The sequence below is a fragment of the Micromonospora sp. NPDC005707 genome (genome assembly GCF_040631005.1).
In the GTDB taxonomy this organism is placed as follows: Bacteria; Actinomycetota; Actinomycetes; order Mycobacteriales; family Micromonosporaceae; genus Micromonospora.
Window position 1 is genome coordinate 146,270 of the sequence record NZ_JBEXYR010000002.1, and the last position, 26,099, is coordinate 172,368.

Genomic DNA, 26,099 nt, shown 5'->3' on the forward strand with positions numbered 1-26,099 from the left:
CCTCGCGCTCACCGGGCCCTCTTCCGTTCGCGACTGCGGGGCTCGCAACCCCGACTCACTCCTCGCGCTCACCGGGCACCGCCGGCGATGACCTCGATGGACGCGCGGCGCTCCGGCCGCAGGGTGGCGGCGGCGGCGCGGACCTGCTCGTCGGTCACCTCGCCGACCAGGCGGGGCAGCTCGTTGATGAGGCCCGGCTCGCCGCGCTGCTGTTCCAGGACGGCCATCCCGAGCGCCCGGCCGAGCACCGCGTCGGTGTCCCGCAGCAGGTGGGTGGCCATCCGCGCCTGGGTCCGGGCCAGCTCCCCCTCGGTCAGCCCGTCGGTGGCCAGCCGGTCCAGTTCCTCGTCGACGGTGCGCAGCACCTTGTCCACGTCGCCGCCGGGCGGCAGGTGCGCCTGGAGCAGCAGCGCGGTGGGGTCGCGCACGTCGAACGGGTCACCCATGAAGCCGAGGTAGCCGCCGAGGCTGGTGACCGAGCGGTCCCGCTGGACCAGCCGCTCGACCAGCCGGGAGGCGTCGCCGTCGGTGAGCACCTCGGCCAGCACCACGTACGGCAGGTAGCCGGCGAAGTCGGTCACCGGGTCGGGCACCCGCCAGGCGCCGGCCACGGCCGGCAGCGGGGCCAGTTTGTCGGTGTACGAGGTGCGCCGCTCCGCGGTGAGGTCGGGCTCGGTGAAGTCGGGCCGCTCCGGGGCGGGGCGGGCCGGCACGTCGCCGAAGTGTCGCTCGATGAGCGCGGTCGCCTCGGCCACGTCGACGTCCCCGCTCACGGCCAGGACGGCGTTGCCGCTGGCGTAGTAGCGGCGGAAGAAGTCGGCCGCGTCGCCGACGGTGGCCGACTCCAGGTCGTCGAAGGAGCCGTAGCCGTCGTGCGCGTTGGGGAAGGTGTCGAACATGACCGGTGGCAGGGTGAGCCAGGGGAACCCGCCGTACGGCCGGTTGAGCACGTTGACCCGGATCTCCTCCTTGACCACGTCGACCTGGTTGCGCAGGTTCTCCTCGGTCAGCCGGGGGCCGCGCATCCGGTCGGCCTCCAGGAAGAGCGCCCGCTCCAGCGCGTTGCTGGGCAGGGTCTCGTAGTAGTCGGTGTAGTCCAGGTGGGTGGAGCCGTTGAAGGTGCCGCCGGCGCCCTGGACGTGCCGGAAGTGGGCCAGCTTCTCGAGGTTCTCGGAGCCCTGGAACATCAGGTGCTCGAAGAGGTGCGCGAAGCCGGTGCGGCCCTCCGGTTCGGAGCGGATGCCGACGTCGTAGACCACCGCCACCCCGATGACCGGGGCGCTGCGGTCGGGGGTGAGCACCACCCGCAGGCCGTTGTCGAGGGTGAACCGCTCGACCGGGTATTTCGTCGCTGGAATTCTCGCTCTCCGCGTCGGCACGTGATCGACCCTAACGCGTCGGCAGCGCCCGCACCGGCGGTGTGGGCGGGCCCACCGGACGGCGGTGTCGGCCGGGGGCCGACCGGTCTGGCCATCTCCACCGAACAGGTGGGAATTACCGAGAATCCCCAGGTCGCGCGTCCCGGATCGCGGACGGGTCTTGACGCCGCCCACGGCCTGCCCCAGTCTTCCTACCAACTAAGTAGGAATACTGCGGATTGGATACACGATGAGACGGCTCCCCTTCCGCCGCCTGGTCACCCTGGCCACCCTCGCCGTGGTCGGCGCGGCCACCCTGGGCGCCACCGCGGCCTGCGGCGACGACAGCGACGACGCGGCCGGCGGCTCCGGTCCGGTCACCCTGCGCCTGGGCTACTTCCCGAACATCACCCACGCGCCCGCCGTGGTGGGCGTGGAGAAGGGCATCTTCAAGGAGAAGCTGGGCGGCGACGTCACGCTGGAGACCAAGACCTTCAACGCCGGACCCGCGGCCATCGAGGCGGTCTTCTCCGGCGCGCTCGACGCCACCTACATCGGTCCGAACCCGACCGTGAACGCCTTCTCCAAGTCCAAGGGCGAGGCGGTCCGGGTGGTGTCCGGCGCCGCGTCCGGCGGCGTCGCGCTCGTGGTGAAGCCGGAGATCACCTCGGCGGAGCAGCTGCGCGGCAAGAAGATCGCCACCCCGCAGCTCGGCAACACCCAGGACGTCGCGTTGCGCTACTGGCTCAAGGAGAAGGGCCTGCAGACCACCAAGGAGGGCGGCGGCGACGTCAAGGTGGTCCCCCAGGAGAACGCGCAGACCATCGAGACGTTCGCCAGTGGCGCCATCGACGGCGCGTGGGTGCCCGAGCCCTTCGTCTCCCGGCTGGTCAACGCGGGCGGCAAGGTGCTGGTCGACGAGCGCGACCTCTGGCCGGACAAGAAGTTCGTCATCACCAACCTGCTGGTCAGCACCAAGTTCCTCAAGGCGCACCCGGACGTGGTGAAGAAGCTGGTCGAGGGGCAGGTCGCGGCGAACGAGTTCGTCAACAGCAAGCCGGACGAGGCCCAGCAGGCCATCTCCGACCACATCGGCAAGATCACCGGCAAGCCGCTGGACCTCAAGCTGATCAAGCAGGCCTGGCCGACGCTGGAGTTCACCAACGACCCGATCCCGTCCTCGCTGAAGACCGGCCTGGACCACGCCGTCGCCGTCGGGCTGACCCAGCCGGTCGACCTGAACGGCCTCTACGACCTGAAGTACCTCAACGAGGTGCTCAAGGCCCAGGGCAAGACCGAGGTCGTCCAGCCGTGACGTCGACGACGACGGCTCCGCGCAGCGCGACCGGCTCGGTCGCGCTGCGCGGCGTGACCAAGGTGTACGGCCAGGGCGAGCAGGCCGTCCTGGCGCTGGACGGGGTGTCGCTGGACGTCGCCCCCGGCGAGTTCGTCTGCCTGGTCGGCGCGTCCGGCTGTGGCAAGAGCACACTGCTCAACCTGGTCGCCGGCCTGGACCGCGCCAGCGGCGGCCGGATCGAGCTGGGCGAGGGAGTGAACCCGGGCCTGATGTTCCAGGAGCCGGCGCTCTTCCCGTGGCTCACCGTCGACGCCAACGTCGAGGTGCCGCTCAAGCTGCGCGGGCTGCCCCGGGACGAGCGCAAGGCCCGGGTCGCCGAGCTGCTGCGCACCGTCCACCTGTCCGACTTCGGCCGCAAGCGCCCGCACCAGCTCTCCGGCGGCATGCGGCAGCGGGTCGCGCTGGCCCGCACCCTCGCCCTGGACACCCCGGTGCTGCTGATGGACGAGCCGTTCGGCGCGCTCGACGCGATGACCCGGGACATCCTGCACGACGAGCTGGAACGGATCTGGTCCGAGCGGAAGCTCACCGTGCTCTTCGTGACCCACAACGTCCGCGAGGCGGCCCGGCTCGCCGACCGAATCATCCTGCTGTCCAGCCGGCCCGGCCGGATCATCTACTCCACCGAGGTCGACGTGCCGCGACCCCGGCGGATCGACTCGCCGGAGATCGCGGCCATCGCCGCCGAGGTCACCGACCGGCTGCGTACGGAGGTGGGCCGCCATGGCCAGTGACACCCTCGCCGGGGCGCCGCGCACCGACGCGGAGATCTCCGGCCTCGACGCCCTGGAGATCGCCGGGCGGGAAAAGGCGCCGTCCCGGCTGCGCCGGCTCTGGTCGGCCACCTGGCCAAAACTGGCCGCGCTGGCCCTGGCCATCGCCCTCTGGCAGGCCGTGGTGTGGAGCGGCTGGAAGGACCCGTGGGCACTTCCCGGCCCGGCGCCGGTCTTCGCGGACCTCGGCCACTACGCGCTCAGCTCGGCGCTCTGGGAGGGTCTGGCCACCACCGCGCGCCGGGCCGCCGTGGGCTTCGCCGCCGCGGTCGCCGTCGGGCTGCTGCTCGGCCTGGCCGTGGCCCGGGTGAAGGTGCTCCGCGCCGCGCTCGGCTCGATGATCACCGCGTTGCAGACCATGCCGTCGATCGCCTGGTTCCCCCTCGCGATCCTGCTCTTCCAGCTCAGCGAGCAGGCCATCTTCTTCGTGGTGGTGCTCGGGGCGGCGCCGTCGGTCGCCAACGGCGTCATCCACGGCGTCGACTACGTGCCGCCGCTGCTGGTCCGGGCCGGCCGCAACCTCGGCGCCCGGGGGCTGAACCTCTACCGGTACGTGATCGCGCCGGCCGCGCTGCCCGCCATCGTGGCGGGGCTCAAGCAGGGCTGGGCGTTCGCCTGGCGCAGCCTCATGGCCGGCGAGCTGCTGGTGGTCATCGCCACCCGCACGTCGATCGGCGCGCAGCTCACCTACGCCCGGGAGCTGAGCGAGGCCACCCGGCTGATGGCCATCATGATCGTCATCCTGGTGGTGGGCATCGCGGTGGACGCCGCGTTCGGTGCCGCCGACAAGGCGATCCGCCGCCGGTGGGGCGTGCTGGACCAGGCCGGCAACTGACGCCGTGTACGTCTCCGCGCGCGCCGACTACGCGCTCCGGGCCATGCTCGCCGTCGCCGACAACGCCGGGTCCACCGGCGACGGTGGGCTCGGTGGCGGCGAGCTGGTCAAGGCGGCGAGCCTGGCCGAGCGCCAGGGCATCCCGCTCAGCTTCCTCCAGGGCATCCTGCTCGACCTGCGGCGGGCCGGGCTGCTGCACAGCCACCGCGGCACCGAGGGCGGGTACGCGCTCACCCGCCCGCCCGCCGAGATCAGCGTGGGCGACGTGCTACGGGCGGTCGGCGGCGCGCTGACCAGCGTGCGGGGCATGCCCGCCGACCGGGCCGGCTACCACGGGGTGGCCGCCGGCCTGCGGGACGTCTGGCTCGCGGTGGACGGCGCCATCGCCCTGGTGGTCGACCGGACCACCCTCGCCGACCTGCTGGCGGACCGCGCGGCGGCGTCCTGACCGAACCGGCCGGGATCGGGCCGCGGGTGCGACGCGGCCCGGCCTCAGCTTCGCGAGGTGGCGGTGTCCGGTGGGCCGGACGACGCCACCTCGCCGAGCCGGGGGCGGCGGATCAGCGGCGCCGCGGGCGGCGGGACCGGGCCGGCCGCGAGGCCTGCGCCGGGTGGGGCGCGGGCGGCGCGGCGAGGGTGACGGGGACGCCGGTGGGCTGGCGGGCGCCGGTGACCCGGGCCAGTTCCTCGTCGCCGGGGCGTACCCGGGCGGTCTGCGGGGTGATGCCGGCCACGGTCATCAGCCGGGAGACGTCCCGGCGCTGCTCCGGCAGGACCAGGGTGACCACGGTGCCGGACTCCCCCGCCCGGGCGGTCCGACCGCCCCGGTGCAGGTAGTCCTTCGCCTCGGTGGGCGGGTCGGCGTTGACCACCATGTCCAGCCCGTCGACGTGGATGCCCCGGGCCGCCACGTCCGTGGCCACCAGGGCGGTGACCTGGCCGGTGCGGAACTGCTCCAGGATCCGGGTGCGCTGCGGCTGGGTCTTGCCGCCGTGCAGCGCGGCGGCGCGTACGCCCTTGGCGAGCAGTTGACGGGCGACCCGGTCGGCGCGGTGCTTGGTCGCCATGAACAGGATGGTGCGTCCCTCGCGGGCGGCGATGTGGGCGAGTGCGCCCGGCTTGTCCTCGGCGTCGACGTGCAGCACGTGGTGGGTCATCGCGGTCACCGTGGCGGTGCCCGGGTCGACGGAGTGCGACACCGGGTTGCTCAGGAAGCGGCGGACCAGCTTGTCCACGCCGCCGTCCAGGGTGGCCGAGAAGAGCATCCGCTGGCCGTTCGGGGCGACCTGTTCCAGCAGCTTCGTGACCTGCGGCAGGAAGCCCATGTCGGCCATCTGGTCGGCCTCGTCGAGCACGGTGACGGCCACCTGGTCGAGCCGGGCGTCACGCCGGTCGATCAGGTCATGCAGTCGGCCCGGGGTGGCCACCAGCACCTCGGCGCCGGCGCGCAGCGCGTCCGCCTGCCGCTGGAGGGACAGCCCGCCGACCACGGTGGCGCAGCGCAGCCCGAGCGCCCGGGCGTACGGGGTGAGCGCCGCGGTGACCTGCTGGGCCAGCTCGCGGGTGGGCACCAGCACGAGCGCCAGCGGGCGACCGGGGCGGGCGCGGTGGCCGGCCGTGCGGTGCAGCAGCGGCAGCCCGAAGGCGAGCGTCTTGCCCGAGCCTGTGCGCCCGCGGCCGAGCACGTCACGGCCGGCCAGCGAGTCCGGCAGGGTCGCCGCCTGGATCGGGAACGGCTCGGTGATGCCCTGCGCGGTCAGTTCGGTGACCAGCGCCGGGGCCAGGCCGGTGGCGGCGAAGGTGGGGACGGTCATGGTCATGCGGAAAGCCTTCCTCGACGCGGCACGTGTCGAGGAAGGGCGCCGCGGGGCGGCGCGTCACCGGCGTCACCGGTGGTCACAAGCACGAACCGAAAGGTACGGGCCGGCCCGCCGCAGCACGCCACCTCCCGCAGAGCGGGTGGGCTGCGCGGCGGACCGGCCCGTCACCGCGCCCGGGGGGCGCGATGGGTGTTACGGATTGATCCGAAGATCAGAGCGGACGGATGTTCTCCGCCTGCGGGCCCTTCTGGCCCTGGGTCACCTCGAACTCGACCCGCTGGTTCTCGTCCAGGCTCCGGTAGCCGGAGGTCTGGATCGCCGAGAAGTGGGCGAAGACGTCGGCGCCGCCGTCGTCGGGGGTGATGAAGCCGAAGCCCTTGTCAGCGTTGAACCACTTGACGGTGCCAATTGCCATGTGTTTCGTCTCCTTGACGGAACGTTCGGACCCGCACCTGTTGCGGACCGAAGAGGAGCACACCACGCGTGGTGCGCGGCATGCCTGTCGCTGCTGGTCGCCCCGCCCGGAGAACTCCGGACACAACAAAGAGCGCCTGGGGCCACAATCCGCCAGGCGCACACAGAGTCTCTGGAAACCAAAACTGCAACGCGCCTAACCTACCACGATCTCCGCAACGCCGCGCCCTCTGTCGGAAATTCCGGCACGGCGGCGACGAGCGCGGTCAGCCCGGCGGCGTCGAGCAGGTCGGCGGGGCGCACGGTCACGCCGTCCCGGACGTAGTGGAAGGCGGCGCCGACCCGCTCGACCGGCACCCCGGCCAGCTCCGCCCAGGCCAGCCGGTAGACGGCGAGCTGCACGGCCGCCGCCTCGGCCTCCCGCCCGCCGGGCTGCCGGCCGGTCTTCCAGTCCACCACGTCGTAGCGGCCGCCGGGGCGGGCGAAGACGGCGTCCATCCGGCCCCGGACCACCACGCCGGCGATCACTGTGGCGAAGGGCACCTCCACCTCCACCGGCACCCGGTCGGCCCACTCACTGGCCAGGAAGCGCTCCTGGAGTTCGGTGAGCGCGTCGTCCGGGGCGGCGTCCTCGTCGGCCGCGCCGGGCAGCTCGTCCACATCGAGCAGCCGGTCGGCGCCGAAGCGCTGCTCCAGCCAGGTGTGGAAGGCGGTGCCCCGCCGGGCGTACGGGTTGGGCTCGGTGGGCATCGGCCGGCGCAGCGTCCGGGCCAGGGCCTCCGGGTCACGGCGCAACGCCACGAGCTGCGTCACCGACAGGTGCCTGGGCAGCTCCACCTCGACCGCCTCGGCCCGCCGGGCCAGCTCGGCCCGTTCGGCGAGGAGCAGGTCCGCCTCCCGCCGCCAGCGGGCCACCTCGGCATCCTCGACGGGCGCCGGAGTGCCGGCGGCCTCGGCGAGCGCCGAGGTGCCGGCGTCCGCCGCGGTGCCGGCGTCCGCCGCGGGCGCCGAGGTGTCGGCGTCCTCCGCGGGCGCCGGAGTGCCGGCGTCCTCGGCTGGTGCTGGCGCGGGCGCCGGGGCCGCCGCCAGCAGGGCCTCCTCGCGGCGGGCCGCCTCGGGGTCGGCCAGGCAGCGGCGGACCAGGGCGGCCGCCTCGGCCAGCGCCGGACGGCGGGCGCCGAGCGGGTCGGCCGGCCACTCCGCCCGCAGCACCGTCTCCGTGGTCGGGTTGACCGCGTCACCGGCCGGCTCGGGCGCCCAGGCGTCGACCAGGTGGCCGTGCGCGCCGGCCAGGCAGGCGTCGTGCACCTCGCGGAGGAAGACCGAGGGGCCGCGGAACCTCTTCGTCCCCTCCCCCCACCAGTAGCCGGAGCAGAGCAGCAGCCGGCGGGGACGGGTCACCGCCACGTACGCCAGCCGGCGCTCCTCCCGCTCGTCGTGCGCCCGCCAGGCGTCGGTGAAGTCCTCCACCGCCCGGGCCACCCCGCGCTGGTCCTCCGCCCCGTCAAGGCCCAGCTCGGGCAGCCCGTCCGCGTCGCCGCGCAGCGGGAACGGCAGCACGCCGAGCCCGCCCAGCCAGTGATCGGAGTTGCGCACCGGCCCCGGCCAGACGCCCCGGGTGAGCCCGGCCACCGACACCACGTCCCACTCCAGGCCCTTGGCGGCGTGCGCGGTGAGGATCTGCACGGCGCCTTCCACCACCTCGACCTCACCCGGGGTGAGGCCGCGCTCCTCGTCCTCGGCGGCGGCCAGGTAGGCGAGGAACCCGGCGAGGGTGGCGCCGGGCGTCTCACCGCTGAACCGGGCCGCCACGTCGCCGAGCGCGTCCAGGTGGGCACGGGCCAGGCCCGCGTCGCCGGCGCCGTCCCGGCCGGCCCGGACCGCCACCTCCACGTCCAGGCCGATGGTCCGCTCGATGTCCGCGATCAGCTCCGGCAGCGACTGGTCCAGCCGGTAGCGCAGCAGCGCCAGCTCCATGCCGTACGACCGCAGCCGCGCGAACCCCTCCGCCGAGTACGCCTGCGCCGGCCCCAGGTCGGCCAGCGCCTCGACGAGGGTGGCCTCGTCCAGCGCGTCCACGGTGATCTCCGGCCCGTCGTCGCCGGTCACCTCCCGGCGGGCCCGCGCGATGGCCCGGGCCCGCCGGTGCAGGGCGACCAGGTCGCGCGGCCCGATCCGCCAGCGGGCGCCGGTGAGCAGCCGCAGCAGCGCCGCCCCGTCGGTCGGGTCGGCGAGCACCCGCAGCGTGCAGACCACGTCCCGGATCTCGGGGGTGTCCAGCAGCCCGCCCAGGCCGACCACGTCGACGGGCAGCCCGCGGGCGCGCAGCGCCGCCTCGACGGCCGGGATCTGGCTGCGCAGCCGGACCAGCACGGCGGTGGTGGGGCGCCGGTGCGCCGGGATGTGCTCGGGCAGCGCGTCCGGCATCCCGGCCGCGCCGCGCCAGGCGGCCAGCACGCTGTCGGCGATCCAGTCGGCCTCGTCGGCGTACGTCTCCAGCAACGCGCAGTGCACGGTGCCGGCGGCCCGCCCGCCGGGGCTGCGGTGCGGGATCGGGTCGCGGACGCTGAGCGCGGCGTGCAGCTCCGGCACCCGGGCGCCGGCCGCCCGCAGCGGCACCGACAGCGCGTTGGCGACGCCGAGGATCTCGGGACGGTTGCGCCAGCTCGTGGTGAGGCTGAGCACCTCGGCGGGGGCGCCGTCGGTGGGGGCGAACTCGGTGGGGAACCGGTCCAGCGTGCCGGCGCTGGCGCCGCGCCAGCCGTAGATGGACTGGCAGGGGTCGCCCACCGCGGTCACCGGGTGGCCGCCGCCGAACAGCGCGTTGAGCAGCACCACCTGGGCGTGGCTGGTGTCCTGGTACTCGTCGAGCAGCACCACCCGGAACCGGTCCCGCTCGATCACCCCCACGCCGGGGTGGTCGCGGGCCACCCGCGCGGCCCGGGCCAACTGGTCGGCGAAGTCCATCGCCTCGAAGTCGTCCTTGCGCCGGGCGTACGCGCGGACCAGCGGCAGCAGCTTCAGCCGGGTCTGCTGGAGCTGGAGGGCCTTACGCACGTCGGCGTAGACCCGCCCCGGGCGGGACTGCACCGCGGCGAAGAACCGGCCGGTCCAGGCGGCCAGCTCGTCCGGGTCGACCAGGTGCTCGTCCAGCTCCCCGGCCAGGGCGAGGACCGCGTCGGTGATGGTCGACGGCATCCGGTCCACCTCGGACATGTCGCCGTCGTAGTTGCGTACCAGCAGGTCGACGAGCTGCCAGCGGGACGCCTCGGTGAGCAGGCGGGTGGTCGGCTCGTAGCCGGCCCGGAGCCCGTGCTCGGTGACGATCCGGCCCGCGTACGAGTGGTAGGTGGAGACGGTCGGCTCGCCCGCCAGAGGGTCCTCGTGCGGGTCCCGGCCCTGCCGGCCGAGCCGGCGGATCAGCTGGTCGAGCCGGGTGCGTACCCGGTGCGCCAGCTCGCCGGCGGCCTTGCGGGTGAAGGTGAGGCCGAGGATCTGTTCGGGGCGGACGTAGGAGTTGGCGACCAGCCAGACTACCCGGGCGGCCATCGTCTCGGTCTTGCCCGAGCCGGCGCCCGCGACGACCAGCAGCGGCTCCACGGGCGCGGCGATGATCGCCGCCTGTTCCCGGGTGGGCGCCGGCAGCCGGAGCAGCCGGGCCAGCTCGACCGGGGTGTAGCGGGGGCCCGCGTCGGCGCTCCGGGGCGTCGGGGTGGCGGTGGTGCCGAAAAGCGTCGGCTGGGTCGTCATGTGTGCTCCGCGGGGGGCTCGACGACCTGGCGGCCCTGCCCGGAGACCGGGCAGCTCGTGCGCACCGGGCAGACCCGGCACTTCGAGTTGGCGACGGCGGCGAAGGTGGCGGCGGCCATCGTGTCGGCGGTGCGCCGGACCAGCGCGGTGGCCCAACCCGCCTCGGGGCCCTCCCCGGCGGCCGCCTGGGACTGCTCCTTGGCGTCCTTCGCGCCGGTGCCGAGCTGCACGAGCGCGGCGCCCCCGGACTCCTCGCCGAACTCGGCGAACGCTCCCGCCTCCACGGCCGCCTGGTAGGCGCCGAGCTGCGGGTGCTCGGCCACCTCCCGCTCGGTGACCGCGGTGGACTTGCCGGTCTTCAGGTCGATCACCACGAGCCGCCCGTCCGCGTCGACCTCCAGCCGGTCGACCCGGCCGGTCAGCTCGACCGGCCGGCGCGGGTCGTCGAGGCGGACCGCGAACTCGTGCTCGATGGCGAGCAGCCGCCGGGGGTTGCCGGCCAGCCAGCGCAGCAGCTTGTCCACCATGGCCTCGGCGCGGGACCGTTCCGGGCCGACCATCCAGCGGGCGGCCAGCTCGATGGCGTCGAACCGGGCGGCCACGTACTCCAGCAGGGCGGTCCGGTCGACGCTCGCGTCCTCGGCCAGCATGGCGGCGGCGTGCACCAGGTTGCCGACCCCCTGCGCGGCGCTGGCCGGGGCGCTGCCGCCGTGCCGTTCCAGCAGCCAGCGCAGGCTGCACCGCAACGCGCTCTCCATGGCCGACGGCGTGACCCGGACCGGCTCGCCCTCGTCGACCAGCGGCCGGTCGTCGGAGAGGCCGCGCAACCCCCACCAGTCGTCCGGGTGTGCGCCGGGCACTCCGGCGGCGGCCAGCCGGGCCAGCTCGGCCGCCGCCGCGCGCCGCCGGGTGACCGGCGCCGCCGGGTCGGTGATCGCGGTACGCAGCTCCGCCACCAGCGCGGACAGGGTGAGCCCGCGCGGCGGCAGGGTGACCGGCAGCGCGCCGGGCGCCCCGTCCTGCGGGTCCTCGCCCCCGGCCGGCACCGGCCCGTCCGACGCCGGCACGCTCAGTGCGGCACCGTCGCCAGGTCGTCCGGCCACGGTGGCGGGAATCGCGGCGGTGCGGTCGCCGGCACGCCGGTCCCGTCCCCGACCGGCTGCACCGGTCGAGGCGGCGCCACCGCCGGTCGGGCCGCCGCCCGTCGGGCCGCCGCCGGTCCGGGCGCCGCCGGTCAGGGCGCCGCCGGTCGGGCCGCCGCTGGTCGGGCCGCCGCTGGTCGGGCCGTCCGGGCGGGGTCCCGGGTCCGGGCCGGGTGGGACGGTGCCGCCCCCGCCCACGGCGGGCGGATCGGTGGCGGCCAGCTCGTGCAGGAAGCGGCTGGGCTGCTCCTCGTGGTCGTCGCCGCCGACCGCCGCCGAGGCGACCGCGGTGACCAGCAACCGCCGCCGGGCCCGGCTGACGGCGACGTGGAACAGCCGGCGCTCCTCGTCCAGCAGTGCCGAGGTCTGCCCCACCAGGCTGGCCCGCAGCCCGGCGCCGTCGGCGCGGCCGGCGAGCACGTCGACCAGCCGCTCCGAGCCGAGCAGGCTGCCGCGCAGCCGCAGGTCGGGCCAGACGCCCTCCTGCACGCCGGCGACCGCCACCAGGTCCCACTCCAGGCCCTTGGCCGCGTGCGCGGTGAGCAGGCGGACCGCCTCGCCCCGGTCGGCGCTGGCGGCGAGGGTGTCGGCCGGCAGCTCCTGCCCGAGCACGTGGTCGAGGAAGACCTCGGTGCGCGCGCCGGGCAGCCGGTCGGTGAACCGCGCCGCCGCGTCGAAGAGCACCATGACGGCGTCGAGGTCGCGGTCGGCGGCCTCGGCACGCCAGCGCTGCGCGGTCTCGTGCTCGCCGGTGGCGGCCCGGCCCCGGGTGATCGCCCCGGCCCAGCGCTCGGCGAGGCCGCTCTCCCGCCAGACCGCCCAGAGCACGTCCTCGGCGGTCGCGCCGGGCGTGGCGGCGGCCTGCCGGGCGGTGTCCAGCAGGTGCGCCACGGTCTGCGCCGGGGCCGCCCAGCGCCGCTCGACGGCGGCCAGCTCGGCCGGGTCGCGCAGCGCCTCCACGATCAGCTCGCCGGAGGGGCGGCGGTCGCCGGCGGCCAGCGCGAGCGCGCGCAGCCCCTGGCGCAGCCGCCGCTCGGCGAGCGGGTCCGCGCCGCCGAGCGGCGAGTGCAGCAGGGCGACCGCCGACTCCTCGTCGAGCCGGTCGGGGTCGAGCGCGCAGCGGAGCAGGAGCAGCAGCGGGGCAACTCCCGGCTGGAGGTGCAGCGGCAGGTCCTCGCCGTGCACCACGGTCGGCACCCCGGCGGTGTGCAGGGCGCGCCGCAGCGAGGGCAGCTGCCGGCCGGTGGAGCGGACCAGCACCGCCATCCGGGACCAGGGCACCCCGTCGAGCAGGTGCGCCTCGCGCAGCGCGTGGGCCAGCCAGGCGGACTCGCTGGTGGCCGAGCGGAAGGTGCGGACGTCCACGGTGGCCGGCGGAGCGTCGGGAAGCGGGCGCAGCCGCCGGTGCGCCGCCGGGCCGCGCAGCCGGCGGGCCAGCCGGGCGGTGGCCGCCAGCAGCTCCGGGCCGGCCCGGTAGGAGGTGGTGAACCTGACCTGGGCGGCCGGCGCGCCGGAGGCGGTGCGGAACCGGTGCGGGAAGGTGGTCACGCCGGCCGGGTCGGCGCCGCGGAAGGCGTACGTGGAGGAGTCCGGGTCGGCGAAGGCGACCAGGGACTTGCCGCCACCGGCCACGACGGCGAGCAGGTCGAGCTGTGCGGGGTCGGTGTCGGCCAGCTCGTCGACGTAGACGTGGGCGAGCCGGCGGCGCTCGGCGGCCAGCAGCTCCGGGTCGTCGAGCAGCATGCCGGTGGCGGCCCGGACCAGCTCCGCCGGGTCGTAGGCGATCGAACCCCGGTTGCTCACGTCGCGCAGGGCGAGGACGGCCACGTACTCCCGGAGGAAGCGGGCGGCGGCCGGCCAGTCGGCGCGGCCCAGCTTCTCGCCCAGCCGGGCCAGCTCGACCGGGCCGACGCCCCGCTCTGCGGCGCGCATCAGCAGGTCGCGGAGCTGCTGGGCGAACGCCCGGGTGCGCAGCGCCGGGCGCAGGTCCTCCGGCCAGCCGACCGGGTCGTCGGCCGGCTCCTCGCCCACGATGTCGAGCAGCTCGCGGATGATGAGGTCCTGCTCGGGGCCGGTGAGCAGCCGGGGCGAGGGTTCGCCGCGCTCGGCGGCGGCCCGGCGGAGCAACCCGAAGGCGTACGCCGCGAAGGTGCGGACCAGCGGCTCGCGGACCACGCGGTGACCGTCACCGGCGATCCGCGCCTCGATCCGGTGGCGCAGCTCGGTGGCGCCCCGCCGGCCGAAGGTGAGCACCAGGACGTGTTCCGGGTCGACGCCCTCGGCCACCCGGGCGGCGACCGCCTCGACCAGGGTGGCGGTCTTGCCGGTGCCGGGGCCGCCGACGACCAGCATGGGCCCGTCGGCGTGCGCGACGACTTCGGCCTGCACCGGATCCGTCCGGGGCGACGGCGGGTGCGCGGCATCGCCCGCGGACCCCCCGGATCGCGGCTCCGCCTCGGCCGGCCCGTCGGACCGACCACCCCCCTGCCCCGCCCCGGCGTCGCGGTAGACCCCCGTCCCCGCGTCACCGGCCCGGCGCACCAGCCGATACGCCTGCATCCCCGACATCCCACCACGCCGGTACGACACCAGAAAACCCGCCGCCCGCTCGCCCGCCCGCCTGCTGCTGGGAGTCGATCATGAAGTTGTTGTCACGACACGCCGGCATCGAGGGCGATAACTTCATGATCACCGAGAGCGGCCCGGGGCGGCACGCGGGTCAGGTCAGGCGGCTGTCCAGGAGGTCGAGGGCTTCCGGGACCGTTTCCGCCACCAGGAGGAGGTCCAGGCCGGCGGGTTTGAGGAAGTGGTGGTCGGCCAGCGTGCGCAGCCAGTCGAACAGGGGGCGGTAGAAGCCGTCGGCGTCGACCAGCACCATGGGCTTGGCGTGCATGGCCAGGGTGGCGGTGGTCCAGACCTCGAACAGCTCGTCCAGGGTGCCGAGCCCGCCGGGCAGGGCCACGAACGCGTCCGACTTGTCGATCATCAGGGTCTTGCGGCTGGCCATCCCGTCGGTGATCAGCAGCTCGTCGGAGGCCAGGTCGGCGACCTCCAGGTCGACCAGGGCCTGCGGGATGACGCCCAGGGTGCGGCCGCCGGCGGCCCGCGCCCCGTCGGCCACCGCGCCCATCATCCCCACGCACCCGCCGCCGCTGACCAGGGTGTGCCCGCGCCGAGCCAGCTCCGCGCCGGTCTCGGTGGCGAGGTCCAGCCAGCGGGCGTCGAGGGTGCGCGAGGACGCGCAGAACACGCAGACGTTGGCCACGGTCAGCCCTGCTCCGCCGGCCCGCCGGGGGCGGCCTCGGCGGCGGCCTGCTGGTCGGCGGCGACCCGGGCGACCGCCTCCTCGCGGATCGCCTCCTGCTCGGCGGAGAGCACCGCCTCGGCCTCCACGATGTGCCGGACCGCCTCGTTGACGTCGTCGGTGAGGCAGATCAGGTCCAGGTCGTTCGGGCCGATCTTGCCCTCGGCGGCCATGGTGTCCCGGAGCCAGTCGAGCAGCCCCCGCCAGTAGTCGACGCCCATCAGCACCACCGGGAAGCGGGTCACCTTGCCGGTCTGCACCAGGGTGAGCGCCTCGAAGAGCTCGTCCATGGTGCCGAAGCCGCCGGGCAGCACCACGAAGGCCTGGGCGTACTTGACGAACATGGTCTTGCGGGCGAAGAAGTAGCGGAAGTCGATGGCCAGGTCGACCCAGTCGTTGAGGCCCTGCTCGAACGGCAGCTCGATGCCGAGCCCGACGGAGAGCCCGCCCGCCTCGCCGGCGCCCCGGTTGGCCGCCTCCATCACACCCGGCCCACCACCGGTGATCACCGCGTAGCCGGCCCGGGCCAGCGCGCCGCCCAGTTCCTCGGCCAGCCGGCACTCGGGGCTGTCCGGCTTGCTGCGCGCCGAGCCGAAGACGCTGACCGCGGCCGGCAGGTCGGCGAGGGTGTCGAAGCCCTCGACGAACTCGGACAGGATGCGCAGCGCGCGCCAGGCGTCCTTGGTCTTCCAGTCGCCCCGGCCCCGGGAGTCGAGCAGCCGCTGGTCGGCGGTGCTGGTCGGGATGGCCTGGTTGCGCAGCGTGACGGCGCCCCGGTGCCGCACCCCGCTCGGCCCGCGGCCGGGTGGCCGCCCGTTGCTCTGGCTCATGGGGCCACCGTAGTGGAGCCGGGGCGGTGCGGTGCGGAGGCGGGCAACGCGGAGAAATTCTTCGTGATCATGGGCAACTAAATGGCTCGCTCGTACGTCTTACTATTCACATACCGGGTATGCCCCGGCGACGCGCCTTCGGGGGAGGAGCCAGCGTTGATCAGCAACAGCGAGATGATCCGGATTCGCCGGCAGATGCAGCGGCGGATCCGCGACGTGGTGGCCGAGCGCCGCCGCGCCCGGATGATGGAAGCCCACCACACGGACCTCACCGGCGAGACCACCGAGACGGACACCCCGCTGACGACCACGCTCTGACGGTCCGGCCCGGGGGTCCCGCGTCACCGACGCGGGCCCCCGGTCGCGTACTCAGGACGAGGCGAGCCAGCGGTGCAGGGTGGCCGCGCCGTCGCGGATCTTCGTCAGCTCGACGTGCTCGTCCTTGTGATGGGCCAGGTTGGGGTCGCCGGGACCGAAGTTCAGCGCCGGGATGCCCATGGCCGCGAACCGGGCCACGTCGGTCCAGCCCAACTTGCCGATCGGGGCCGCGCCGACCGCGGCCACGAACTCCTGCGCGGGTGGGTTGTCCAGCCCCGGGGCCGCGCCGGCCGCCGCGTCGGTGACCGCCAGGTCGAAGCCCGCGAAGACCTCGCGCAGGTGCGCCTCGGCCGCGGCCGGGTCCCGGTCCGGGGCGTACCGGTAGTTGATCTCGATCTCGCAGCGGTCCGGGATGACGTTGCCCGCCACCCCGCCGGTGATCCGCACCGCGTTCAGGCCCTCGCGGTAGTCGCAACCCTCGATGGTCACCCGGCGCGCCTCATACGTGGTCAGCCGGCGCAGCACCTCGCCGGCGCCGTGGATGGCGTTGACCCCGTGCCAGGACCGGGCCGCGTGGGCCCGCTCGCCGTGCGTGGTGACGATCGCCCGCATGGTGCCCTGGCAGCCGGCCTCGACGATCCCGTACGTCGGCTCCAGCAGCAGCGCGAAGTCGGCCGCCAGCCACTCCGGGTGCGCCTGGGAGACGAGGGTGAGGCCGTTGTACTTCGACTCGATCTCCTCGGCCTCGTAGAAGAAGTAGGTGACGTCGTAGCGCGGGTCGGGCAGGGTCACCGCCAGGTGCAGCGCGAAGGCCACGCCGGACTTCATGTCGGAGGTGCCGCAGCCGTACATCAGGTCGCCGCGCATGGTCGACGGGAAGTTGTCGTTGAGCGGCACGGTGTCCAGGTGGCCGGCGAGCACCACCCGCTGGGCCCGGCCCAGGTCGGTACGCGCCATCACCGTGTTGGAGTGCCGGTAGGTGGTGAGGTGCGGCACGCCCCGCAGCACCTCCTCGACGCAGTCGGCGATCGCCTTCTCGTTGAGCGACACGGACTCGATGTCGACCAGCGCGCGGGTCAGCGCCACCGGATCGGCCAAGACCTCGGGGGTCAACGGGTTCTGCATGTCTCGCACGGTACCGTCAGCACCGTGACGACCGCACAGTCTGCCTGGGGCATCGGCCTGGCCACGATCACCGCTGACGACCAGGTGCTGGACACCTGGTACCCGACCGGCAAGCTGGGGCTCGGCGAGCTGCCACTGGTCGCCGGTGAGGACGAGGCCGACGTGCTGGACCTGCCGCCGGGCGCGGTCGGCGAGCGGGCGCTGCCCGGCCTGCGCACGGTCCAGGTGGTCACCGTGATCGGCTCGCTGGACGATCCGATCAAGGACGCCGCTGACGCGTACCTCCGGTTGCACCTGCTCTCCCACCGCCTGGTGCGGCCCAACGAGCTCAACCTCGACGGCATCTTCGGCAAGCTGGCCAACGTGGCGTGGACCTCGGCCGGGCCGTGCCCGCCGGAGCGGGTCGACGAGCTGCGGGTCATCGAGCGGGCCGCCGGCCGCCACCTGGCCGTGTACGGGGTGGACAAGTTCCCCCGGATGACCGACTACGTGGTCCCGGCCGGCGTGCGCATCGCCGACGCGGACCGGGTCCGGCTCGGCGCGCACCTGGCCGCCGGCACCACCGTCATGCACGAGGGCTTCGTCAACTTCAACGCCGGCACGCTGGGCACCTCGATGGTCGAGGGGCGGATCGTGCAGGGCGTCGTGGTCGGCGACGGCTCCGACATCGGCGGGGGCGCGTCGATCATGGGGACGCTCTCCGGCGGTGGCACCGAGAAGGTGCGCATCGGCGAGCGGAGCCTGGTCGGCGCGAACGCGGGCGTGGGCATCACCCTGGGCGACGACTGCGTGGTGGAGGCCGGCTGCTACATCACTGCCGCCTCGAAGATCACGCTGCCGGACGGCCGGGTGGTCAAGGCCCGGGAGCTCTCCGGGGTGGACGGCCTGCTGTTCTGGCGCAACTCGGTGACCGGCGCCCTGGAGGCGAAGCCGCGCACCGGCCGGGGCATCGAGCTGAACGCGGCGCTGCACGCCAACGACTGAACGACGACGCGGGACGCGCCGGGGCGGAACGCCCCGGCCCGTCCGCCGTCCAGGCCCACGGCCGGGCGGCCGTGGACCCGGACGACCGGTTCACCGCAGGCGGTACGCCTGGATGATCCGCTGGGTGACCGTGTTGCCGGCGCTGTCCCGGGCGGCGGCCCGCAGCGAGACGTAGCCGGGGCCGGCCGGGTGCCGGACGGTGGCCGCCCACCCCGCGCCCTGCTTGTGCAGTGCCGCCTTCCGCCAGGTCTTGCCGCCGTCGTACGAGACGTCGACGGTCAGCGCCGCGACGGAGGCGGCCGGCGCGCCGGGCTGCCGCTGCACCGTGACCGGAATGGTGAAGGTCCGGCCGGCCGGTGCGCTGTTGTCCACGGCCAGCGGCGGGGCGAAGCGGACCGCCATGGCGGGCAGCCGCACCCAGTCGTCACCCGGGACCCGCTTGGAGCGGAACGTCCAGCTCGCCGACACCTCGGTGCTCAGGTCGGTGAAGTCCCGCGTGGCCGAGGTCTCCAGCCGGTAGCTCGCGAGGCCCGGCGGCACCTGGAACTCGCCGTACCCCGCGGAGGGCTGCTCGGCGAGCAGCTTCCCGTTGCGGTAGAGCGCGGTCCGTTCGGTGTCGTTGAGCGAGCCGCCGGGGTGGCCGGCCGCGTCGCTGTGCACCGGCAGGGCGACCACGAGGGTGTCGCCGTTGCGGGTGAGGCCCTGCTCCGGCCAGCGCGGCTGCGGGAACGACGGCCCGTACGGCGCGCTGTTCCAGTCCTCCCGGTAGGTCCGGCCGGCCCGGTACCGGGTGGGCACCGACTCCAGTACCGCCCGCACCTCCAGCCAGCCGTCCTCGCCCCGCTGACCGAAGTCCAGCTCGGAACTCCAGCCGGTGCGGGTCGTGCTGTAGTGCTCGACCCGCTTCCCGGGCACCGGAACGGGCACGACGATCGCCGAGCCGCCGATGTTGTAGTCGGACTCCGGGAAGACGATCCGCTCGTTCTCCAGCCCGGCGTAGCCGGCCGCGAACCGGTGCGTGACGGTCGCCAGGTCGCCCGGCTGGTAGTGCCGGACGAACCCGGTCGGCATCCGGCCCGGGAACACCTCGTTGAGGGCGTAGAAGTACGGGCTGCGCTCCGGTGCGGTCGGTTCGAGCCACTGGCTGGCCAGGGCGCCGACGAAGAGCGAGTCGGAGACGCCGCGCCCGAGCTGCCCGCTGTAGAGGCCGTCGAAGCTGAACGTCCAGAGCCCGAACCCGGCGGACATGTCCTCGGTGGACCAGTTGGCCGAGATGTCGATCAGCAGGGGGGCGGCGCCCCGCTGCGGCACGGTGGACCGGACCGGCTTCGCCCGCCGGGCGTCGACGGTGAGCCGCTGGTCGCCGCTCACCACCAGCTCGGGCTGGGCCAGCATGGAGACCTCGGTCCAGCCCTCGTCCCCCGGCACGTAGACCAGGCTGTTCAGGCCGTACCGGCCCTTGGGGAGGCGGATCCGCGCCTCGCCGTCGGGGTCGTACACGTCCCGGTACACGACGCCGTCCAGCCCGATCAGCGTGGTGAAGTAGTCGCCGGTGAGCTTCCCGGACCGGTCCCGGTGCGTGACGGTCAGGTCGTAGCTCTCCACCTCGCGGTTGACCGCCAGCGGGGTCACCGCGACCGCGTCGCCCCCGCGGGCCACCAGCCGGCCGGTCCAGTAGCCGTCCAGTCCGCCGAGCCGGGTGTCCGCCGTGACGGTGACCTGGGCCGTTCCGCCGGCCGGCACGGTGAGCCGGGACGCGCCGAGGGTGAACATGCCGGCCGGGGCGGCGCGCCCGTCCGGGCCGGTGACCTCGGCGGTGAGGTCGAGGGTGAGCGGGCCGGTCCCGCCGTTGCGGTAGGTGACCGTGCGGGCGACCGGCTGGTCGTCACCGTGCGGCCAGGCCGTCAGCCCGAACGAGACGCTGGGCGGGTCGCTGGTGACCTGCTCGGTGATCGCGTGAGCCACGTCGACCCGTCCCGCGCCCTGCTGGAACGCCGTCTGGTCGGGGTGCGGCTTCGCCGAGGCCATCAGCGTGGCCTTGTACCGCCCCGCGGTCCAGCCCGGGTGCTGCTGGGCGAGCAGCGCCGCCGCGCCGGCCACGTGCGGCGTGGCCATCGAGGTGCCGGAGAGGGAGACGTAGCGGTCTCCGACCGGGTCGCCGATGGCGCCGTTGGCGGCCCGTGCGGCCACGATCTCGACGCCGGGCGCGGTGATGTCGGGCTTGAGCCCGCCGTCGACCCGCGGCCCCCGGCTGGAGAAGTCGGCGAGCGCGTCGTCCCGGTCGACGGCACCGACGGCCAGCGCGGCGTCGGCGGTGGCCGGCGAGCCGACCGAGCCGTCGGCGCCGTCGTTGCCGGCGGCCACCACGAACAGCGTGCCGGTCTGCGCGGTCAGCGTCTCGACGGCCTGCTCCAGCGGGTCGACCTCGGGGAAGTCCGTGCCGCTGAGGCTCATGTTGACCACGCCGGCGTGCTTCTCGACCGCGGCCCACTGCATGCCGGCGAGGATCGCCGACTCGGTGCAGCCCTGGTTCTCGCAGACCTTGCCGGAGAGCAGGGTGGCGTCGGGGGCGACGCCGCGGTACTTCCCGCCGGAGGCGGCCCCGCTGCCCGCGATGATCGAGGCGACGTGGGTGCCGTGCCCGACCATGTCGTCCGACTCGGCCGCCTCGCTGAAGTTGCGGGAGTCGGCGACGCGGCCGGCCAGGTCCGGGTGGGTGAGGTCGACGCCGGTGTCGAGCACCGCGACGCTGACCCCCTTGCCGGTGAAGCCGGCGGCCCAGGCGGTGGGGGCGCCGATCTGCGGCACGCTGTGGTCGAGGGTCACCCGCCGCCGGCCGTCCAGCCAGATCCGGTCGACATCCCCCGCCGCGTCGACCCGGGCGCCGGCCCGGTCGGCCGTGACCGCGCCCCAGACCGCACCGGTGGCGGCCTTCGTCGCGACCAGCGCCGCGCCGCCGATCGCCGGCAGGTCGCGGGTCACCCGGGTGCCGGCCACCGGGGCCGCCGCCCGTCGGGCCGACCCCGGCCGGTACGACACGAGCAGCGGCAGCGTGTCCCGCCGGGCGTCGTCGTAGCCGGCCGCGATCAGGCCGGTGACGTCGAACAGCCGCCGGTCGACCCGGCCGGACCGCACCAGGGGCAGCGCGTCCTGCGGCAGCACGGTGAGATTGCCGCGTTCCCGGCCGACCAGGAAGCCGACTCCGGCGCGGCCGGTGCCGGGGCGGACCGCCGCGTGGCCGGCGGCGGTGACGGTGACCCGGTCGCCGGTGATGAGGGTGACGGTGACCGGCTGGCCGGCGCGCGCCGCCGCGGCGCGGGCGGGAGCGGTGTCGGCGTCGGGGGCCGCCTGCGGGGCGGCGGAGGCGGGCACGGGCGCGCCCAGCGCCAGCCCCAGGGTGAGGCCGAGGGCGGCGATTCTTCTTCGGTTTCGACGCAACGTTCCTCCTTCGTCAAGCGTCTTCATCGATGGGGACACATCGACGGGGACCGTCAGAATTACATACCGCGTATGCAATCGGAAGTCGTCAATCCGACGGAACCGGCGCCAATCCCGCAGCCGAGCGGGGCATGATCGGCCGGTGACCGCCATGAAGGACCGCATGCTCGCGGGCGAGCCGTACATCGCGGACGACCCCGAGATCGTCGCCGATCTGGACCGGGCCGCCCGGCTCAGCGAGCGCTTCAACCGCAGCTCCGCCGACGACCCCGAGGGGCGGCTCGCCGCCCTCCGCGAGCTGCTCGGCTCGGTCGGCGAGGACGCCTGGGTCCGACCGCCGCTCTACTGCGACTACGGCTACCAGACCCACATCGGGCCACGCACCTTCGTCAACTTCAACGCGGTCTTTCTCGACGTCGCGCGGATCAGCATCGGCGCCGACGTCCAGATCGGACCGAACGTGCAACTCCTCACCGCCACCCACCCGGTCGAGCCGGCGGCCCGGCGGGCCAAGTGGGAGGCCGCCCAGCCGATCACCATCGGTGACAACGTGTGGCTCGGCGGCGGGGTCATCGTGCTGGCCGGCGTGACCATCGGGGAGAACACCGTGGTCGGCGCGGGCGCGGTGGTGACCAAGGACCTACCCCCCAATGTGGTGGCGGTCGGTAACCCCGCTCGCCCGGTCCGGAGCCTCGAAGAGACCGTCTGAGCTGCTGAAACAACACCTTCGCCGGGGTGCGGATCCCGGCCGGAGGGTGCACTCTGGGTAGTGACCGGTTCACCCAGGGGGCCTCATGGAACGGGTGCTCGAACTGCGCGTACACGGGGTGTCGAACACCCCGCCCGACCAACTGCTCGGGCTGCGCCCCGCCCCCGGCGGTGACGGCGCGCAGCCCGACCTGGTCGCCGGCGGCGCGGTCACCGGCTTCTACCGCGCCAGCACGGCCGGCCGGGACGACCCGATCACGGTCGAGGCGTACAGCTGGGGGCAGTTGACCTCCGGCGCGCGGACCCGGCGCGACGTCGAGCGGGCCCTGTGGACGCTCCTGCTCCCCTTCACCCTGGCCAACGTGGCGCTCTACGCCCGCACCGGCATCCCGCCGGACCCGGACCGGGAACGCTGGGCCAGCCGCTCCGGCGTCACGGCCTGGCTCATCCGGCTGTTCTGCCTGAGCCTCACCGGCACCCTCGCCATCACGGCGACGGGGATCGGGGTGGACCTGATCGGCTGGCAGTGCGTGGGTCTGGACTGCCTCGGTCACCTCCCCGGCCCCATGGAGTTCCTCGGCAACGCCTGGTGGCGCCAGGACACCCGGGCGCTGGCCGCGGGCCTGCTGGTGCCGCTGCTCCTGCTGGCCGGGCTCGGCCTGGTCGCCTGGCGCACCTACCAGTACGAGGCGGAGATGCCCGCCGAACCGCACCCCCGCCCCGCCACCCGGGAGGACGGCCCGCCCGCCGACCCGCCGGACCGGCCGGAGCCACTGGAGAACCCGCTCCAGGACCCGACGTTCTGGAACGGCGAGGGGCAGCTGCGCCGGGCCGCCGTGCTGCACCTGTGCACCGGGGCGGTGATCGCGGCGGCGGTCCCGGTGGCCGCGGTGATCGTCATGGACCCGCCGCGCGGGCTGCGGGCCGCGGTCGCCTGGCCGACCGTCGCCGTGCTCGCGGCCGTGGTGGCGATCGCCGTCGTGGCGTTGGGCCGGCCCTGGCTGAGCCGGCGGCAGGGCGCCACGCCACTCGGCCGGTGGAGCGCGGCCGTGGCGCTGCTCACCGGGCTGGGGCTGGCCGGGACGTTCACCCTGCTGCTGCTGCCGGACGGTCCCGCCGGACGGCCGCTGTCCGCGTACCGGCCGCCCATCGGGTGCGTCGCCGACCCGGGCATCCCCGGCTGCCGCACCGACCGGTCGCTGCCCGGCTACGACACCGCGGTCGCCTGGCTCGCCACGTACCAGGTGCTGCTGCTGATCACCATCGGCGCGGTCAACCGCTCCGGACGCCGCGCCCTGTCCGGGCCGGTGGCCGGCAGCCTGCTGCTGCCGCTCGGGGTGGCCTGGGCCGAGCGCGGCCTGCCCGGCGTCCCGGACGCGCCGGACGCGCTGAGCAGCTGGATGCTCGCCGGGCCGGCCATCGCGATCGCCCTGACCGGGCTGCTGCTGCCACGGACCCGGCCGGCCGTGCCGGTGCAGCCGCTCGGCGCGCACACCGACCTCGCCTGGGGTGGACGCGCCCCGGCGCTCATCGCCGGATTCGGCTGGATGATGGCGATCGCCTACTGCGCCGGCCTCCTCTACTGGGTCAGCGACCGGCTCGACAGCCGGGCCGACCCGAGCGGCGACAGCCGGGTGGTGCCCCCACTCGCGGTCTTCTGGGCCGGGCTGGCCTGCGTGGTCGGCCTGCTCGCCCTGCTCGCCCTGCTGGTCCGGGCCGGCATCCTGCTCCAGACCCTCCGGCGGGCCGAGTACGCCGCCCTCACCGCCGACGGCGCCGGCCTGTCCGCGCACGACCTGCGCCGCTGCCGCGACGTCAGCACCTTCCGCGCGCTGCACCGGCTGGTCGGCGAGCACGCGGTCCGGCTGGTCGGCTGCTACGCGACCGTCTCCGTGGTCCTGGTGACGCTCTGCTGCGTCGCCGCGCTCTCCCGCGGCCGGCCCAGCCCGCTCTCGCCCTCCGGCTGGCAGACCGTCATCCACTGGGCGGCCAACCGGGGCGACACCATGCTCGGCTGGTTGCCCGTGGTGATGAGCGCGCTCGGGCTGCTGGTCTACCGCACCGACACGGTGCGCCGCTCGGTCGGCGTCATCTGGGACGTCGGCACCTTCTGGCCCCGCGCCGCGCACCCGCTCGCCCCGCCCAGCTACGCCGAGCGTGCCGTACCGGAACTCCAGACCCGGGTCGCCGGGCTGCTCGCGCTCCCCCCGCTGCACCCCGACCGGATGGACGGGGTGATCCTCTCCGGGCACAGCCAGGGCACCGTCATCTGCGCCGCCATGCTGCTGCAACTCCCCCGCCGCTGGCGGCGGCGGATCTGGTTCTTCTCCTACGGCTGCCAGCTCACCCGCCTCTACGGCCGCGTCTTCCCCGCGTACTTCGGGCCCGAGCGGCTGCGCACCCTGGCCCGGGCGCTCACCTGGCCCGGCGGGCACGTGTCGTGGACCAACTTCTGGCGCGACACCGACCCACTGGGCTGGCCGGTCAGCGCCGGGGAACGAGACGTGCCGGTGGTCGACCCGGAGGCGCTGCACCCCGTCGGGGGCGAGGTGGCCGACCCCCCGATCCGCAACCACAGCGGCTATCCGGAGGCGGCCGAGTTCACCCGGGAGCGGGCCGTCGTGGCGCGGCTGCTGCGCCGGGCCGTGCCGTCACCCCGGCAGCGGGTCGGCTAGCCGGACCACCAGGTCGGCGTGGTCGGCCGTGCCGGCGACGAGCCGGGCGTTGGCCTCGTCGCTGCCGAGCGCCCAGGCGCGGGCCTGCTCCGGCGTCTTCCCGTACGCCTCGTGCCGGGCGCTGAGGCGGCGCACCCGCAGCTCGGCGTCGAGATCGAGGAACCAGATCTGGTGCAGGAGCGTGCGCACCTCCTCCCACGGCTCCTCGCGCAGCAGCAGGTAGTTGCCCTCGGTCACCACGAGCCGCACCTCGGGCGGCACCTCGATCGCCCCGGCGACCGGCTCCTCCAGGTCGCGGCGGAACGCGGGCGCCCACACCGAGGTGGGCTCCAGCCGGCGGAGCCGCCGCAGGGTGGAGACGAAGCCGTTGGCGTCGAACGTGTCCGGCGCGCCCTTGCGCGCGTCCCGGCCCAGCCGGGTCAGCTCGGACTGGGCCAGGTGGAAGCCGTCCATGGGCACCAGCCGGGCGGTCGGACCGACCTCGGCGACGATCCGCTCGGCCAGCGTCGACTTGCCCGCTCCCGGCGCGCCGGCGATGCCGAGCAGCTGCCGCGGGCCGTCCCCGGCGAGGGCCCGGGCCCGGGCCAGCAGCTCACCGAGCGGGAGCGACTGCGCGGGCGGCATCAGCCGAGCACCGGTTCGCTGATGGTGAACCGGGCCTCGACCGCCGCCTGCACCGGCTGCGGCTGCGGATCCAGTTCCAGCTCGGGCGCGGCCTCCGCGCCCCGCGCGAAGCCCGCCTTGGCCAGCATGGGCGGGGCGGTGGCCAGGCCGGTGTCGGCCAGCTCCACCAGGGCGGTCACCCGGGCGCCGAGCGCCTCCGCGTATTCCCGGGCGCGGGCCAGGGCGTCCGCGATCGCGGCGTGCCGGGCCTCCCGGTAGGCCGGGCTGTCCGGCCGCAGCGACCACCACGGGCCGGCCAGCTCGACCTGATCCTGGTCGGCCAGGCGGAGCATCAGCTCGCCGAGCGCGGCGAAGTCGACAACGGTGACCGTGGTGGTCACGCTGCCGTGGTAGGCCACCACCCGCTCACCCGAGCGCTTCGTCTCCGGCCAGACCCGGAGCTGGCCGGTCTCGCGCCGCTCCACGGCCGGCTCGGCCGCGTCGAGCAGCACCCGCACGGCGGCCGCGCGCTCGGCCAGCCTGGTCAGCGTGGCCTCCCGGTCGCGGTCCCGCGCCGTGGCGGTCACCGTGAACCGGGCCAGCTCGGGGGCGACCTCCCGGTACGCCTCGCCGCGTACCGCCACGACCGGTGCGTCCGCCATGCC

The 26,099-nt window shown here is 75.0% G+C and carries 19 protein-coding genes; 8 read left to right on the top strand and 11 right to left on the bottom strand.

Annotated elements, in window-relative coordinates; all coding sequences use genetic code 11:
* Positions 1 to 68 precede the first annotated feature (68 nt).
* Positions 69 to 1,379 (bottom strand): pitrilysin family protein, encoded by a 1,311-nt coding sequence (locus ABZ452_RS03245; protein ID WP_357938426.1) that lies wholly within the window; start codon positions 1,377 to 1,379, stop codon positions 69 to 71.
* Positions 1,380 to 1,608: 229 nt separating this feature from the next.
* Between ABZ452_RS03245 and ABZ452_RS03250 the strand changes: the two genes are divergently transcribed.
* From ABZ452_RS03250 to ABZ452_RS03265, 4 genes are read left to right on the top strand one after another with little or no spacing between them, the layout of a single operon-like run.
* On the top strand, positions 1,609 to 2,673 hold the full coding sequence (locus tag ABZ452_RS03250; protein ID WP_357938429.1) for an ABC transporter substrate-binding protein: 1,065 nt from the start codon (positions 1,609 to 1,611) through the stop codon (positions 2,671 to 2,673).
* Complete coding sequence (locus tag ABZ452_RS03255) at positions 2,670 to 3,449, top strand: ABC transporter ATP-binding protein (RefSeq protein ID WP_357938431.1); 780 nt, start codon at positions 2,670 to 2,672, stop codon at positions 3,447 to 3,449. The genes ABZ452_RS03250 and ABZ452_RS03255 overlap by 4 nt, the downstream gene beginning before the upstream one ends.
* On the top strand, positions 3,439 to 4,323 hold the full coding sequence (locus tag ABZ452_RS03260; protein ID WP_357938433.1) for an ABC transporter permease subunit: 885 nt from the start codon (positions 3,439 to 3,441) through the stop codon (positions 4,321 to 4,323). The genes ABZ452_RS03255 and ABZ452_RS03260 overlap by 11 nt, the downstream gene beginning before the upstream one ends.
* A gap of 4 nt (positions 4,324 to 4,327) precedes the next feature.
* The gene (locus ABZ452_RS03265) at positions 4,328 to 4,771 is read left to right on the top strand and encodes an Rrf2 family transcriptional regulator (protein WP_357938435.1); all 444 of its coding nucleotides are present in this window, start codon (positions 4,328 to 4,330) and stop codon (positions 4,769 to 4,771) included.
* A gap of 112 nt (positions 4,772 to 4,883) precedes the next feature.
* On the opposite strand, the gene ABZ452_RS03270 is transcribed toward ABZ452_RS03265, so the two are convergent.
* From ABZ452_RS03270 to ABZ452_RS03295, 6 genes are all read right to left on the bottom strand, one after another.
* Positions 4,884 to 6,143, bottom strand: a complete 1,260-nt coding sequence (locus tag ABZ452_RS03270) for a DEAD/DEAH box helicase (protein ID WP_357938437.1) — start codon at positions 6,141 to 6,143, stop codon at positions 4,884 to 4,886.
* Between the two features lie 211 nt (positions 6,144 to 6,354).
* Positions 6,355 to 6,558 (bottom strand): cold-shock protein, encoded by a 204-nt coding sequence (locus tag ABZ452_RS03275; RefSeq protein WP_013288421.1) that lies wholly within the window; start codon positions 6,556 to 6,558, stop codon positions 6,355 to 6,357.
* Between the two features lie 200 nt (positions 6,559 to 6,758).
* Positions 6,759 to 10,307 carry a UvrD-helicase domain-containing protein gene (locus tag ABZ452_RS03280; RefSeq protein ID WP_357938439.1) on the bottom strand — a complete coding sequence of 1,183 codons (3,549 nt, stop codon included), beginning with the start codon at positions 10,305 to 10,307 and terminating at the stop codon, positions 6,759 to 6,761.
* Positions 10,304 to 14,008 carry an ATP-dependent DNA helicase gene (locus tag ABZ452_RS03285; RefSeq protein WP_357938441.1) on the bottom strand — a complete coding sequence of 1,235 codons (3,705 nt, stop codon included), beginning with the start codon at positions 14,006 to 14,008 and terminating at the stop codon, positions 10,304 to 10,306. Before ABZ452_RS03285 ends, ABZ452_RS03280 begins: the two co-directional genes overlap by 4 nt.
* Positions 14,009 to 14,168: 160 nt before the next feature.
* On the bottom strand, positions 14,169 to 14,714 hold the full coding sequence (locus tag ABZ452_RS03290) for a TIGR00730 family Rossman fold protein (RefSeq protein ID WP_357938444.1): 546 nt from the start codon (positions 14,712 to 14,714) through the stop codon (positions 14,169 to 14,171).
* A 2-nt stretch (positions 14,715 to 14,716) separates the two neighbouring features.
* The gene (locus ABZ452_RS03295; protein WP_357938446.1) at positions 14,717 to 15,583 is read right to left on the bottom strand and encodes a TIGR00730 family Rossman fold protein; all 867 of its coding nucleotides are present in this window, start codon (positions 15,581 to 15,583) and stop codon (positions 14,717 to 14,719) included.
* Between the two features lie 156 nt (positions 15,584 to 15,739).
* Here ABZ452_RS03295 and ABZ452_RS03300 point away from each other — a divergent pair, with 156 nt between their 5' ends.
* A complete protein-coding gene (locus ABZ452_RS03300; protein ID WP_357938449.1) occupies positions 15,740 to 15,901 on the top strand; it encodes a hypothetical protein in 162 nt (53 codons plus the stop codon).
* A 51-nt stretch (positions 15,902 to 15,952) separates the two neighbouring features.
* Here the strand turns inward: ABZ452_RS03300 and dapE are convergent, their stop codons facing one another.
* Complete coding sequence (gene dapE / locus ABZ452_RS03305) at positions 15,953 to 17,026, bottom strand: succinyl-diaminopimelate desuccinylase (protein WP_357938451.1); 1,074 nt, start codon at positions 17,024 to 17,026, stop codon at positions 15,953 to 15,955.
* A 24-nt stretch (positions 17,027 to 17,050) separates the two neighbouring features.
* On the opposite strand from dapE, the gene dapD reads away from it, so the two are divergent.
* Complete coding sequence (dapD, locus tag ABZ452_RS03310; protein WP_357938453.1) at positions 17,051 to 18,010, top strand: 2,3,4,5-tetrahydropyridine-2,6-dicarboxylate N-succinyltransferase; 960 nt, start codon at positions 17,051 to 17,053, stop codon at positions 18,008 to 18,010.
* Between the two features lie 90 nt (positions 18,011 to 18,100).
* On the opposite strand, the gene ABZ452_RS03315 is transcribed toward dapD, so the two are convergent.
* Positions 18,101 to 21,448 carry a S8 family serine peptidase gene (locus ABZ452_RS03315; protein WP_357938455.1) on the bottom strand — a complete coding sequence of 1,116 codons (3,348 nt, stop codon included), beginning with the start codon at positions 21,446 to 21,448 and terminating at the stop codon, positions 18,101 to 18,103.
* A 142-nt stretch (positions 21,449 to 21,590) separates the two neighbouring features.
* On the opposite strand from ABZ452_RS03315, the gene ABZ452_RS03320 reads away from it, so the two are divergent.
* Positions 21,591 to 22,157, top strand: a complete 567-nt coding sequence (locus ABZ452_RS03320; protein WP_357938457.1) for a sugar O-acetyltransferase — start codon at positions 21,591 to 21,593, stop codon at positions 22,155 to 22,157.
* 85 nt (positions 22,158 to 22,242) lie between these two features.
* Complete coding sequence (locus ABZ452_RS03325) at positions 22,243 to 24,831, top strand: hypothetical protein (RefSeq protein ID WP_357938459.1); 2,589 nt, start codon at positions 22,243 to 22,245, stop codon at positions 24,829 to 24,831.
* Here the strand turns inward: ABZ452_RS03325 and ABZ452_RS03330 are convergent.
* Positions 24,808 to 25,455 carry a nucleoside/nucleotide kinase family protein gene (locus ABZ452_RS03330; protein ID WP_357938461.1) on the bottom strand — a complete coding sequence of 216 codons (648 nt, stop codon included), beginning with the start codon at positions 25,453 to 25,455 and terminating at the stop codon, positions 24,808 to 24,810. The two genes, ABZ452_RS03325 and ABZ452_RS03330, sit on opposite strands and share 24 nt — an antisense overlap.
* Positions 25,455 to 26,096 (bottom strand): SIMPL domain-containing protein, encoded by a 642-nt coding sequence (locus ABZ452_RS03335; RefSeq protein ID WP_357938463.1) that lies wholly within the window; start codon positions 26,094 to 26,096, stop codon positions 25,455 to 25,457. Before ABZ452_RS03335 ends, ABZ452_RS03330 begins: the two co-directional genes overlap by 1 nt.
* Positions 26,097 to 26,099 lie beyond the last annotated feature (3 nt).

Coding starts and splice junctions, on each gene's coding strand:
- dapE (WP_357938451.1), bottom strand. CDS start 17,026: ATGCAGAACCCGTTGACCCCCGAGGTCTTGGCCGATCCGGTGGCGCTG.
- ABZ452_RS03280 (WP_357938439.1), bottom strand. CDS start 10,307: ATGACGACCCAGCCGACGCTTTTCGGCACCACCGCCACCCCGACGCCC.
- ABZ452_RS03285 (WP_357938441.1), bottom strand. CDS start 14,008: ATGCAGGCGTATCGGCTGGTGCGCCGGGCCGGTGACGCGGGGACGGGG.
- ABZ452_RS03295 (WP_357938446.1), bottom strand. CDS start 15,583: ATGAGCCAGAGCAACGGGCGGCCACCCGGCCGCGGGCCGAGCGGGGTG.
- ABZ452_RS03250 (WP_357938429.1), top strand. CDS start 1,609: ATGAGACGGCTCCCCTTCCGCCGCCTGGTCACCCTGGCCACCCTCGCC.
- ABZ452_RS03325 (WP_357938459.1), top strand. CDS start 22,243: ATGGAACGGGTGCTCGAACTGCGCGTACACGGGGTGTCGAACACCCCG.
- ABZ452_RS03275 (WP_013288421.1), bottom strand. CDS start 6,558: ATGGCAATTGGCACCGTCAAGTGGTTCAACGCTGACAAGGGCTTCGGC.
- ABZ452_RS03335 (WP_357938463.1), bottom strand. CDS start 26,096: ATGGCGGACGCACCGGTCGTGGCGGTACGCGGCGAGGCGTACCGGGAG.
- ABZ452_RS03260 (WP_357938433.1), top strand. CDS start 3,439: ATGGCCAGTGACACCCTCGCCGGGGCGCCGCGCACCGACGCGGAGATC.
- ABZ452_RS03330 (WP_357938461.1), bottom strand. CDS start 25,455: ATGCCGCCCGCGCAGTCGCTCCCGCTCGGTGAGCTGCTGGCCCGGGCC.
- ABZ452_RS03270 (WP_357938437.1), bottom strand. CDS start 6,143: ATGACCATGACCGTCCCCACCTTCGCCGCCACCGGCCTGGCCCCGGCG.